The organism is Halomonas cerina, from assembly GCF_014192215.1.
GTDB classification, from domain to species: Bacteria; Pseudomonadota; Gammaproteobacteria; order Pseudomonadales; family Halomonadaceae; genus Halomonas; species Halomonas cerina.
In genome coordinates, this window is sequence record NZ_JACHXP010000027.1 from 25,114 (window position 1) to 36,962 (window position 11,849).

Sequence of the window (11,849 nt, forward strand, 5' to 3'; positions counted from 1 at the left end):
CCGGGCCACCTTCGAGCAGCATAGTCCAGCTCGCGGCCGACGCAGGCCTCAGGGGCGGCGATCGTCTAACGTCTCATCCTCGACGCGGCCCCGCTGCAGACGCCCGATGGCCTCGCCGCCCTGGCCGGCCAGCGTCGCCAGGCGGTCGATCTGGGCGTCCAACTGCGGCAGCGCTTCCTGGCGATAACGAGACAGGTCGTCGATCGCGCCCATCACCTCACCGAAGGCCGCCTCGAGGGCCTCGAGGTCGAGCATCGCGCCCGAGGCCCGCCGCTGGATGTCCACGCCCTGCTGGCGTAGAGCCCGGGCGGTGCCGCCGATCATCTCCGAGGTGGTGGTATTGAGGGACTCGATGCGATCCAGCACCAGGCGCTGGTTGGCCAGCGCCAGGGCTACGGTCACCGCCACCGTCAGCGCCGAGACGGTGACGTTGATGGCGCGGTCGACACCGCGCATCAGCTCGCGGTTGTTGCGAATGATCACCTCGAGGGCCAGCACGCCCTGCTGGCAGACCGCCTGCTGCTGCTGCAGGTCGACGATGCGCTGGCGCAGTGGGAACAGCAGCTCCTCCTCGAGGAAGCGCCGCTGCGGGTCGTCCGCATCGCGACGTGCAATGGCCGCCTGCAGGCGCGCGTCGATCAGTCGTCCCAGGGCAACCTGACGCGCCAGCTGCCCCAGCGTCTCGTACAGCGCTTGCTGGTCATCGCCCAGGGTCAGGTTGTCGCGATGCAGCATGTCGCGCCCGTCCTCGAGCTCGGCGATGATCGCGTCCAGGGCCTGCTGGGCGGTCTCGAACTTGCGGAAATAGCGTTGCAGGCGGGTGCTGGCTCCGGGGAGCCATGCCAGCACCCGGTCCAGCGAGCCCGGCGCCAGGCGGTGGCGGGCCGGGTCCAGCTCCTGCATCCGGCCGCGCAGGTCGACCAGTGCCCGGGCCACCGAGCCGCCATCATCCCCCTGGTGGGCCAGCTTGCGTAGCGGCGTCTGTAGCATGGCACTCTGGTGGGCGGCCTGCTGCTGCAGCTCGAGGCCCATCTCGTCGATGGCGCGGCGCTGTTGGGCCTGGGCGGCCCGGTCACCATCGTCGGTCAGCTGCGCGATGAAGGCATCGGCCATGGCCGAAAGCTCCGGATCCTCATCGGCCTGCTGGCCGGGTGTGGTGGCGTCCAGCTCGCTGGCGATCTCCGCCACCGGCGGCAGCGACAGCTGCGGTCCGCGATCGGATGACTGGCTCATCGGCATCTCCTATGTCGTGGGCGTCTTGCGGCAGGCCTGCCTTACTCTGCCGCGTCACCGGGTCAGGGTCCGTCGCGACCATAGCGGTCGGCGCGCTCGACGAAGTGGCTCAGTGCCGCCAGGGCCCGTTCGGTGGTGACCGAGGCTTGGGGACGCGACGTCTCGATCCGGGCCAGGGAGACGGCCGTATCGTCGAGCACGGTCAGGGCCGCCTCGTTGCGAGCGGCCAACTCGCGCAGCCGGCGCTCGGTCTCCTCGAGCAATTCCAGGCGGCGCCTGAGTGCCTCCCGCTCCTGGTGGCTCAGGCCTGGCCCCTCGCGTGCCAGACGCCGCCGCACCCAGTCGCCATCCACGCTCACCACGCCACTGGCCTGGGAGGCCATGGTGTGGAGCGTATCCACCGCGCCGAGGCAGACCTCGGTCACCAGCTCCCGGGCGCGCGCGAAGGCCAGCTCGCCGCGATCGAAGCGCCCGCCCAGCACCTTCAGCACATGGCAATAGCGGCTGTAGACCCGGTCGGCCTGAACGGCCAGGTCGGGGCGGCGCGCGTCGAGCAGCGCCTGCTTGGCCCGGCACAGGGCCAGCACCAGGTCATCGGCATCGGCCGGCGGATGGGCCGGATCGAGGACGGCCACCCCGGCTTCGTGGACCTCACGCGCTCGGCGCTCACTCTCCTGCCGGGCCTGGGCGGCCAGCCGGGCCTGGCGGCGCCGCTCGCGCCGGCGTCCCAGCCAGCCACGCAGGCGTCGCTCCAGCGGCAGCGCCACGGGGATCGCCACCAGGCCGGCCAGCCAGCCCCCCAGGCTGGGCCCGAACCCTCCCCACAGCGAGGTCAACCACAACAGCAGGCACAGGAAAGGCACCAGCAGGCAGTAGCGCAAGATGACCTGCAGGCGACTGGCCGGATCCTGAGGCACCGCCAGCTCCGGCCGGACCAGGCCCACCAGCAGCCACGGCAGGCAGGTCAGGAAGAGGCCATAGGAGAACCCTTGCAGGAACGCAAGCATCGGTGTCGCTATCCTTCATCCATGGGTTGGGAAATAGGTTAGGAGGCCCGAGTGTAGACGAAGCCGCCATCGGCGATAAGCGCCCTACAACAGCAGGCTCAGGATCAGGGCCAGGATGCCCACTATCAGCGCTATCCCCACCGCCACGATCACGACCCGGTCGAGCCAGCGGTCGAAGGTGGCCCAGTCCAGGCGGCGCCGGGGGCGACGACGGGTGGCACCGCGGCGGGGCCGGCCGCGCCCCGGGGTACGAATGCGCATCATGGCAGAAGTCCAATTTCACCATTTCCTTGAGCTTAGGGGCTCATGCCCCCGCGGGCTATGCCTGGGCTTGGCCGGAAGCTGGTGGCGCTGCCCTGCCCTTACCGTCGCCCTTCCGTCATGGTCTGTCGCTTTACTGCATGCTACCAGACCAGGGGACGCGGCTCGCCAACGGCGACATTGACGGCGCTCCCTTGCCCGCGTAGAAACGCAGCAGCCTAATCGATTTCCGGAGTCCCTCCATGTCCCGTCTCGCCGATACCCCGCTGTCCGTCCTCGACCTGGCGCCGATCCGCCAGGGCGGCAGCATCGCCGACAGCTTCCGGGAGAGCGTGTCGCTGGCACGCGAGACCGAGCGGCTGGGCTATACCCGCTTCTGGCTGGCCGAACACCACGGCATCGAGGGCATCGCCAGCGCGGCCACCGCGGTGCTGATCGGCCACATCGCCGGCGCCACCGAGCGCCTCCGGGTGGGCAGCGGCGGCATCATGCTGCCCAACCACCCACCGCTGGTGGTGGCCGAGCAGTTCGGCACCCTGGAGACGCTCTATCCGGATCGCATCGACCTGGGTCTGGGGCGCGCTCCCGGCTCGGATGGCGCTACCATGGCGGCTCTGCGCCGCGACCCCTATGCCGGGGTCGACGACTTTCCCCAGCGGCTGGCCGAGTTGCAGAGCTTCCTCGACGACGCGCGCCCGGGTCAGCGGGTGCGGGCCGTGCCCGGCCAGGGCACCCGGGTGCCGATCTGGCTGCTGGGCTCCAGCGACTTCAGCGCTCGGTTGGCGGCCCGGGAAGGGCTGCCCTTCGCCTTCGCCGCCCAGTTCGCCCCGGCCCAGTTGTTCGAGGCGTTGAGGCTCTATCGCGACAACTTCCGTCCTTCCCGGATGCTCGACCGTCCTCATGCCATGGTCGGCCTGCCGGTGATCGCCGCCGAGAGCGACGCCCAGGCCGAGTTCCTCGCTTCGACGGCGCGTCAGAAGTTCCTGGGCATGATTCGCGGCAAGCGCACCGCGGCCAAGCCCCCAGTCGAGCGGCTCGACTGGTCGCCCATGGAGCAGGCCCAAGTGGCGCAGTTCCTGGGAGCGGCGGTGATCGGCGGCCCGGAGACGGTCCGCCAGGGGCTCGAGCGCTTCCTCGAGCTCACCGGTGCCGACGAGCTGATGCTCAACACCGATGTCTACGCCCATGAAGAACGTCTGGCGAGCTATCGGATCGTCGCCGAGGTATGGCAGGGGTAGGCTGGAACCATCCCGCCGATCGGCCCTCCAAGGGGCAGTCCTTCACGGCGCTCGGCGCCGCCTTTCAGGAGAGAGTGATGCCCGATTCACGAGGCCCCCACCAGGACCCCCGCCATAACCCGGCCTGGCGCGTCGCCCAGGAGTGGCAGCAACGCGCCCGCCAGTCAAACGGCGGCGGCCTGCTCGGCAGCCTGAAGATGCTGGCCGCCTGGCTGCTGTTCGGTAGCCTGATGATCATCGCCATGCTGTTTGGCCTGCTCTTCCTGCTGGTGGGCTGGGCGATGCTGCCCTTCCTGCGCCATCGCATGAAGAAGCAGATGGAGAAGATGCGTGCCGACCAGGCCCAGGACGTGGGCGGTGGCTATCATGCTCACCAGACGCACTATCGCGAGACCCGTCACGAAGAACGTTACGGCACGGGCAACCGCGCCCGCGAGCAGCAGGTGCTCGAGGGCGACTATGAAGTCAAGGACGCGTCCCGGGACCGACGCGACGACGCCTGAACACGGAAGCCCCGCATGTGCGGGGCTTTATGTGCGACCACCCGCTGCCTGTGTCGGTCAATGGCTGGACAAGGCCTCTAGGGTGGGGGCATTAGGACAGAACGCACAGGCAGACGGCGTGGGCTCGCTCGCCAGTACACGGGCACAGCGCGCCTTGTGGGGGCACAGGGAACAGACCCGCTCGAGGTCGCGCTTCACCCCGTTGCCCACCACCAGGGGCGTGGCGTCCTCGACACCGAAGACCGCCATCATGCGGGGCAGCTGGTCGGACGCCGAGCGCCCGTCGGACCAGAACAGCGGAGCGTCGATCCGGGCCAGGCCCAAGTCACAGAGCCGCGACTCACGATCGGCCTCGTCGAGAGCCAGCCATTCTCGATACTGGCGACCGCGCTGCCAGGCGCCGGCCATGCGCTGGGCGACTCGTCTGGCGGTGGCGGGAATAGCGTTTTGTGGCGTCATCATGGGCAAGCCTCCTGAAGAGCGGAACCATGATGACCATCCTAGTCCCGCCGGCCGTCCCTCCGCCTTGATCTGGATCACGCCGGCATCGTTCAGCTCATGTCGGTCGGCCTCAGCACCGCCACCGGACACGGCGCCTCGTGCAGCACCTCGTGGCTGACACTGCCCGCCACCACTTGGGAGAGCCCGCTGCGCCCGTGGGTGGTCATGGCCAGCATGGTGTCCTGGCAGTCCGCCAGGTAGCTGACGATGGAGTCCGCCGGGTCGCCGTGCAACACCTCCCAGTCCACCTCCATGTCGTGCTCGGTACGCAGGCGTCGCGCCAGGCCATGCACATAGCCGGATTCCATCACGTCCGAATGCCCTCCTTCCTCGGGTACCGCCTCGGCGGCACTGGGATCGATCACCTGCAGCAGCTGCAGGCGGGCATCGAGCCGCTTCGACAGGGCCACCGCGTGAGGCAGGATGGCCTCGGAAAGCTTGGAGCCGTCCACGCAGGCCATCAGCACCTCCACCTTGTGGTGGGCCTTGGCATCGTAGCGCGGCCCGCACAGGTAGACCGGCCGGTTGGCGCGGCGCACCACCCCGGCGGTGACGCTGCCGATCAGCATCTCCGGCACCGGGCGCCGGCCATGAGCCATCATGCACAGCCAGACATCGTCACGCCCGGCCAGCTCGCCCAGGCACTCCTTGGCACTGGCGTGGATCGACACCTCGATGTCGACATCCTCCGCCCCTTCTCTCGTCAGCCGCTCGCGTAGCACTGTACGGCGTGCTTCCACCCGCTCCGCCGAGGCCACCACGGAGATCACCCCCAGGGGGGTTCCCGTCTGTTGCGCCAGGCGCTGCCCCAGCGCCAAGGCGCGCAGCGAAGCGTCGTTTTCGTCCATCGCCACATGAATCTTGTGCATGGTCAGACTCCTCGGAACCTTGTTGTTGAATCTGTTGTTAGCGGAACACTCTCGTGTGTTGTCGGCACCCTAGCGTTGCTTGTCGGTAGCCGGCGCCTTGTTGTCACGCCCGGAGGCCGGAGCGGGCCGGTGCAGGGCGTTGTAGGCCAGGGCGCCGACCACCACGCCCCAGAAGGCCGATCCCAGCCCCAGGAAGCTCATGCCGGACGCCGTGGCGATGAAGGTGATCACCGACGCCTCCAAGTGATCCTTCTGGGCGGCGAAGGCACTGATATTGCTGGTGATAGCCCCGATCAGCGCTAGGCCCGCCAGCACCGCCACGAACTCCCCGGGCAGCGAGGTGAACAGCGCCACGATGGTCCCGGCGAAGGTGCCCCCGATCAGGTAGAAGACCCCGTTGGCGACCCCGGCCACGTAGCGCTTGTCGGGATCCTCATGGGCTTCCTTGCTGGTGCAGATCGCCGCGGTGATGGCCGCGATCACGGTGGTGATGCCGCCGAAGAAGGCGGTGCCGAAGGAGGTCAGGCTGGTCACCGTGACGATGGGCTTGGCCGGCGTGTTGTAGCCGGCACTGCGCATGATCGCCATGCCCGGCAGGAACTGCCCGGTGAGACTGACCAGTATCAGCGGAATGGCCAGACTCAGGGTGGCGTTCCAGCTCCACTCGGGGCGGATGAGCTGCGGGTCGGCCAGGCTCAGGGTCACGCCCTCGAGGCTGGCATCCTCGAACACCACCGCCAGGATGACGCCGACCACCAGCAACAGTACCAGGCTGTAGCGTGGAGTCAGCCGCTTGAAGACCAGATAGGCCAGGATCATGCCGATGGCCAGGGCCGGCACCGACTCCAGCGACACGAAGACCCCGACGCCGAACTGGAAGAGGATGCCGGCCATCATGGCGCTGGCAATGCCCGGCGGGATCATCTGGATGATGCGATCGAAGGAGCCGGTCACGCCGATCACGAAGATCGCCGCCGCTGCCACGAGGTAGGCGCCCACCGCCTCGGCAAGCGACAGGTCGGGAAACAGCGTGACCAGCAGCGCCGTGCCCGGCGCCGACCAGGCGGTGACCACCGGGACCTTGAGCCACAGGCTGAGTCCGATGCCCGAAACGGCCGCCCCCAGCGAGATCGCCCAGACCCAGGAGGTCATCATGGCACTCGATATCTCGGCACTCTGCGCCGCCTGGAAGAAGATCGCCAGGGGCCCGGAGTAGGAGACCAGCACCGCCACGAAGCCGGCGGTGACGGCGGGTAGCGAGGCGTCCTTGTGCAGTTGCATGGTGCGCTCCATAGGGTGACGCCGCCGGCCGCGCCGGCCCCGTCGGGGCCGGCGGCCTCAGGCGACGCCGAGGTGGGTGTCGAGGATGGAGGGGTCGTCCTTCAACCCCTGGGAGGAGCCACTGTAGACCACCTCCCCCTTGACCAGCAGGAGGTGCTTCTCGGCCACCTCGAGCAGATTGTCGATGTTCTTGTCGACGATGATGGTGGCGATACCCGACGCCTTGATCTCGTGGATGATCTTCCAGATCTCGTCACGAATCAGCGGTGCCAGCCCCTCGGTGGCCTCGTCGAGGATCATCAGGTCCGGGTTGAGCGTCAGTGCCCGGCCGATGGACAGCATCTGTTGCTCGCCGCCGGAGAGGAAGGAGCCATCGTGGTTGATGCGCTGACCCAGCCGCGGGAAGGTGTCGAGCACCCGTTCCATCGTCCAAGGCGTCTCGCCCCGCTCGTTGGGCCGGGCCGCCATGATCAGGTGCTCGCGCACGCTGATGCCCGGGAAGATGCCGCGCCCCTCGGGCACATAGCCGATGCCCTGGCGGACCACCTGCCAGGGGCGGCGCTTGGCGGTGGAGACCCCCTTGACGCGGACCTCGCCACGACGGGGAGGCACGAAGCCCAGAATCGACTTCAGGGTGGTGGTCTTGCCCATGCCGTTGCGGCCCAGCAGGCTCAGGGTCTCGCCGGGCATCAGCGTCAGGTCGACACCGTGCAGGATGTGGCTCTCGCCGTAATAGGTGTGCAGTCCCCGCGCATCGATCAGGGGCGTCAGCTGTTCCTGGGCCGTCATGCCGTGGCCTCCTCGTGATGGCGTCCGAGATAGACGTCGCGCACCTTCTCGCTGCGACGGATCTGGTCGGTGGGTCCGCTCTCCAGCACGCAGCCGTCCACCATCACGGTGATCCGGTCGGCCAGGCGGAAGACGCTGTCCATGTCGTGCTCGATCAGCACCAGGGTGTAGCGGTCGGTCAGGCTCTCGAGCAGGTCGGTGACCTGCACGGTCTCCTCCCGGCCCATGCCCGCCATGGGCTCGTCGAGCAGCATCAGTGTCGGCGCGGTGGCCAGCACCATGGCGATCTGCAGTTGGCGCTGCTCGCCATAGCTCATATCGGCGGCGCGCGTGTCGGCCCGTGGGGTCAGCTGGCAGGTCGCCAGCACCTCGCGGGCCCGCTCGGTGACCTCGCGGGCCCGCGCTCGGGATCGCCAGCTGCCCAGCACTCCGCCCATGTGGATGCGCGCCGCCAGCTCGCAGTTCTGCAGGCAGGTGAGCCGTGGGAAGATGTTGGTCTTCTGGTGGCTGCGGCCGATGCCCATACGGGCGATCTGGCGCACGCTCTTACCCTGGATCGGCTTGCCGTGAAAGAGCACCTGGCCCTCCGAGGGGGGAAGCTCCCCGGAGAGCAGGTTGATCAGGGTGCTCTTGCCCGCCCCGTTGGGCCCCAGGACGGCATGGATCTCGTTCGGCCTGACGTCGAAGCCCACGTCGTTGACCGCCACCAGGCCACCGAAGCGCCGGGTCAGGCCATGGGTGGCCAGGATCGGTTCTTGGCTCATGGCTTACCCCTCCTTGTGCTGGGTGGTGGACCGGACGGACGGGGATGCCGCGACCTCGTCCTCGACAGCGGGCGTCTTCTTGCGCTGCCAGGGCGGCGCGATGATCAGCCCGGCGATGCCGCGGGGCAGCACCAGCACGGCGACGATGATGGTCAGCCCCATCAGGATCGGCCAGTGCATGGTGAGATGCTCGTAGACGAACAGCAGGATCTCGTAGGCGAAGGCGCCGAGGATCGGGCCGAAGATGGTGCCCATACCACCCAGGATCAGCATCATCAGCACCTCGCCGGAGGTGTGCCAACCGAGCTGAGCCGGGTTGGCGAAGCCGTACTGCATGGCGGCCAGCATGCCGGCAATGGCGGCGAGCACCCCACTGATCACGAAGGCGATCAGCTTGTAGCCGTGGGTGGCATACCCAAGCGCCTGCATACGATGCTCGTTGTCATGGATGCCGTCGAGCACCTGGCCATAGTAGGAGCGGGTCAGCCAGCGCAGGAACAGGAAGCCGATGACCAGCAGCACCAGGCAGAGGTAGAAGAAGGTATGAGGGTCGCTCATGTCCAGCAGCGGCGTCTCACCGAGCGTCACGCTGGGACGGAACATGATGAACACCCCATCGGTGCCGCCGGTGAACGGCGAGGTGCTGACCAGGTAATAGAGCATCTGGCCGAAGGCCAGGGTGGTCATGATGAAGAAGATGCCCTTGGTGCGGATCACCAGCACCCCCACCACCAGTGCCGCCACCGCCGCCACCAGCATGACCAGCGGCAGCATCCACCACAGCGAGGCGGGGCTGAAGTCGGGGCTGGCCAGCGCCAGGGTATAGGCGCCGAGGCCGAAGAACAGGGCATGGCCCAGGCTGACTAGCCCCACGATGCCCACCAGCAGATCCAGGCTCATGGCGAACAGCGCCAGGATCACCATCAGGGTCAGCTTCTCCAGGATGAACTCGGACTGGTCACCGAACACCGCCGGCCCCCATAGTGGATAGAAGGCGACGATGGCCAGCAGGGCCAGCATGATGAACGCGACGCGCTTGGGATATCGATGCAACATGACTGCCTCCTCAGGCGAACAGGCCGCGTGGCTTGACCAGCAGCACGGCCGCCATGATCAGGTAGATCACCATGCTGGCCAGGCTCGGAATCAGCACGGGACCGAAGGTTTCGGCCATGCCGATCAGGATAGCGCCCCAGAAGGCTCCCTTGATCGAGCCGATCCCACCGATGACCACCACCACGAAACAGGTGATCAGGATGCTGTCGCCCATTCCCGGGGTGATGGAGGTCAAGGGAGCGGCGATCATGCCGGCGAAGGCGGCGAGCGCCACGCCGACACTGAAGATCAGGGTGAACAGGGTGCGCACATTGATGCCCAGCCCCTCCACCATGTCGCGGTTGACCGCCCCGGCCCGGATGATGATGCCCAGCCGGGTATGGCGGATCACCCAGTAGATGCCCCCCGCCAGCGCCAGACACACCCCCATCACGAACAGCCGGTAGACCGAGTACTGCAGGTTGTCGGTAAGCTGAAGGCTGGCGTCGAAGGGCGCCGGGATTGCCACGCTGTGCACGTCGCCGCCCCAGATGATGCGCTGGGCCTCGTTGATCACCAGGATCAGGCCGAAGGTCAGCAGCACCTGGTAGAGGTGGTCACGCTTGTAGAGCGTGTCCAGGAACAGCCGCTCGATGATCAGCCCCAGGGCGACGGCGATGGGAATGGCGATGACGATCGCCAGCCAGAAGTTGCCCAGCCGCATGGTCAGGTCCCACACCAGGTAGGCCCCGATCATGTACATGGCCCCGTGGGCCAGGTTGATGATGCCCATGATGCCGAAGATCAGGGTCAGGCCGCTGGCGATGAGAAACAGCAGCAGCCCATACTGCAGCCCGTTGAGGAGCTGCACGCCGAAGAATGCGAGATCCATGATGGTGCTCTCCGCGATGTGCGGGGCGGGCTTCGGCCCGCCCCAGGGTCAGGGGGTGGCCGGCTTACATCTTGCAGGCGTCGTCGGGCACTTCGAGCTGCTCGGCGGCGACCCCGACGACCTCGTGCTTGCCGTCCTGGATCTCGCGCAGGTAGACGTTCTGGATGGGGTGGTGAGATTCGGAGAAGCTCATCGGGCCACGAGGGCTCTGCAGCTCGACGCTGGCCAGGGCCTCGATCAGGGCCTCCTTGTCCTCGGTGTTGCCATCGACCTTGTCGAGCGCCTGGACCAGCATGGCGCCGGTGTCATAGCCCTGGACCGCATAGGTGTCCGGCGCCTTGCCGTAGGCCTCCTGGTAGGCCTCGACGAAGGCCTGGTTCTGCTCGTTGTCGAGCGTCTCGGCGTAGTGCAAGGTGGTCTGCACCCCCTCGCCGGCACCGTCGAGGGCGGCGACATTGCCCTCGGTCAGGAAGCCTGAGCCCAGCAGCGGAATACTGTCCTTGAGCCCGGCGGCCGCATAGTCGCGCACGAAGCTGACCCCACCCCCGCCGGCGAAGAAGGTGTAGACCGCATCGGGATCGATGCTGGCGATCTGGGTCAGGTAGCTCTGGAACTCGGTGCTCGGGAAGGGCACGAAGATCTCCTCGACGACCTCGCCGCCTTCCGCCTCGAAGGCCTCCTTAAAGCCGGCCACGTCTTCTTTGCCGCCGGCGTAATCCCAGGTGATGGTCACGACCTCGCGGTGGCCCTGATCATAGGCGACCTTGCCCATCGGGTAGCTGTTCTGCCACATGCTGAACGAAGTACGGAAGACATTGGGCATGCACAGCTGGTTGGTGGCCGCACCCAGCCCCGCATTGGGGATGATGGTGATCGCACCGCTCTGCTTGGCGACGCGCAGCATGCCCATGGCCACGCCGGAGTGCACCGGCCCGATGACGAAGTCGACATTATCGCCCTTGACCAGGCGGCTCATGTTCTGCGGTGCCTTGGAGGGGTTGGCCTCGGAGTCGAGTTGCACATACTCGACATCGCGTCCCCCAAGCTGGCCGTCATTCTGCTCGATGGCCAGTTTCAGGCCATTGGTGATCGCCTCGCCCAAGGCGGTGTAGGTACCGGAATAGGGCAGCATCAGGCCGAGTTTGACCGGATGCTCGTCGGCCGCGGCCAGGCCGCTGGTCATCATGCCGGCGCTCACCAGGGAGGCCAGGATGGTCTTCTTGAAGGTGTTGTTCATGTGATTCACCAGAGGTCGTTTGTTATGGATGGGATTGTTATGGACGAAATGGTTATTGCCGGTGCGGCATGCAACATGGGGGCGACGTCCCTGTCGCCCTGGGGTCGCAGGATCAGCGTGACCCGGTCAGCGTGACCCGGTCAACGTGACCCGGTCAGATGTGATAAACGTCGATGACCTGATGGATATAGTCGTTGTTGAGTTGCACGACTTTCTTCGTGATCCGCGGTGTCTCGCCG

13 protein-coding genes are annotated in these 11,849 nt (G+C 67.2%); 2 read left to right on the forward strand and 11 right to left on the reverse strand.

What is annotated here, in order from left to right:
* Window positions 1–48: 48 nt before the first annotated feature.
* The 3 genes from FHR94_RS18165 to FHR94_RS18175 all read right to left on the reverse strand — a co-directional run bounded on the left by FHR94_RS18165 (window position 49) and on the right by FHR94_RS18175 (window position 2,504).
* A complete protein-coding gene (locus tag FHR94_RS18165) occupies window positions 49–1,233 on the reverse strand; it encodes a toxic anion resistance protein (protein WP_183327948.1) in 1,185 nt (394 codons plus the stop codon).
* A 62-nt stretch (window positions 1,234–1,295) separates the two neighbouring features.
* Window positions 1,296–2,240, reverse strand: a complete 945-nt coding sequence (locus tag FHR94_RS18170) for a cobyrinic acid a,c-diamide synthase (RefSeq protein ID WP_183327951.1) — start codon at window positions 2,238–2,240, stop codon at window positions 1,296–1,298.
* An 84-nt stretch (window positions 2,241–2,324) separates the two neighbouring features.
* The gene (locus tag FHR94_RS18175; RefSeq protein WP_183327977.1) at window positions 2,325–2,504 is read right to left on the reverse strand and encodes a hypothetical protein; all 180 of its coding nucleotides are present in this window, start codon (window positions 2,502–2,504) and stop codon (window positions 2,325–2,327) included.
* A 239-nt stretch (window positions 2,505–2,743) separates the two neighbouring features.
* On the opposite strand from FHR94_RS18175, the gene FHR94_RS18180 reads away from it, so the two are divergent.
* Window positions 2,744–3,739 (forward strand): LLM class flavin-dependent oxidoreductase, encoded by a 996-nt coding sequence (locus FHR94_RS18180; RefSeq protein WP_183327953.1) that lies wholly within the window; start codon window positions 2,744–2,746, stop codon window positions 3,737–3,739.
* A gap of 77 nt (window positions 3,740–3,816) precedes the next feature.
* Window positions 3,817–4,242, forward strand: coding sequence for a hypothetical protein (locus tag FHR94_RS18185; RefSeq protein WP_183327954.1), 426 nt, complete (start codon window positions 3,817–3,819; stop codon window positions 4,240–4,242).
* Window positions 4,243–4,299: 57 nt separating this feature from the next.
* Here FHR94_RS18185 and FHR94_RS18190 read toward each other — a convergent pair whose 3' ends face one another.
* The 8 genes from FHR94_RS18190 to FHR94_RS18225 all read right to left on the reverse strand — a co-directional run bounded on the left by FHR94_RS18190 (window position 4,300) and on the right by FHR94_RS18225 (window position 11,610).
* On the reverse strand, window positions 4,300–4,704 hold the full coding sequence (locus FHR94_RS18190) for a hypothetical protein (RefSeq protein WP_183327957.1): 405 nt from the start codon (window positions 4,702–4,704) through the stop codon (window positions 4,300–4,302).
* Between the two features lie 89 nt (window positions 4,705–4,793).
* Window positions 4,794–5,612 (reverse strand): universal stress protein, encoded by an 819-nt coding sequence (locus tag FHR94_RS18195; RefSeq protein ID WP_183327959.1) that lies wholly within the window; start codon window positions 5,610–5,612, stop codon window positions 4,794–4,796.
* A 69-nt stretch (window positions 5,613–5,681) separates the two neighbouring features.
* Window positions 5,682–6,893: a benzoate/H(+) symporter BenE family transporter gene (locus FHR94_RS18200; protein ID WP_281376083.1), complete on the reverse strand. Its 1,212-nt coding sequence runs from the start codon at window positions 6,891–6,893 to the stop codon at window positions 5,682–5,684.
* A 57-nt stretch (window positions 6,894–6,950) separates the two neighbouring features.
* A complete protein-coding gene (locus FHR94_RS18205) occupies window positions 6,951–7,682 on the reverse strand; it encodes an ABC transporter ATP-binding protein (RefSeq protein WP_183327963.1) in 732 nt (243 codons plus the stop codon).
* Complete coding sequence (locus FHR94_RS18210; protein WP_183327965.1) at window positions 7,679–8,446, reverse strand: ABC transporter ATP-binding protein; 768 nt, start codon at window positions 8,444–8,446, stop codon at window positions 7,679–7,681. Before FHR94_RS18210 ends, FHR94_RS18205 begins: the two co-directional genes overlap by 4 nt.
* Before the next feature lie 3 nt (window positions 8,447–8,449).
* On the reverse strand, window positions 8,450–9,502 hold the full coding sequence (locus FHR94_RS18215) for a branched-chain amino acid ABC transporter permease (protein ID WP_183327967.1): 1,053 nt from the start codon (window positions 9,500–9,502) through the stop codon (window positions 8,450–8,452).
* 10 nt (window positions 9,503–9,512) lie between these two features.
* Window positions 9,513–10,373, reverse strand: coding sequence for a branched-chain amino acid ABC transporter permease (locus FHR94_RS18220; RefSeq protein WP_183327969.1), 861 nt, complete (start codon window positions 10,371–10,373; stop codon window positions 9,513–9,515).
* 64 nt (window positions 10,374–10,437) lie between these two features.
* On the reverse strand, window positions 10,438–11,610 hold the full coding sequence (locus tag FHR94_RS18225; protein WP_183327971.1) for an ABC transporter substrate-binding protein: 1,173 nt from the start codon (window positions 11,608–11,610) through the stop codon (window positions 10,438–10,440).
* Window positions 11,611–11,849: the final 239 nt, after the last annotated feature.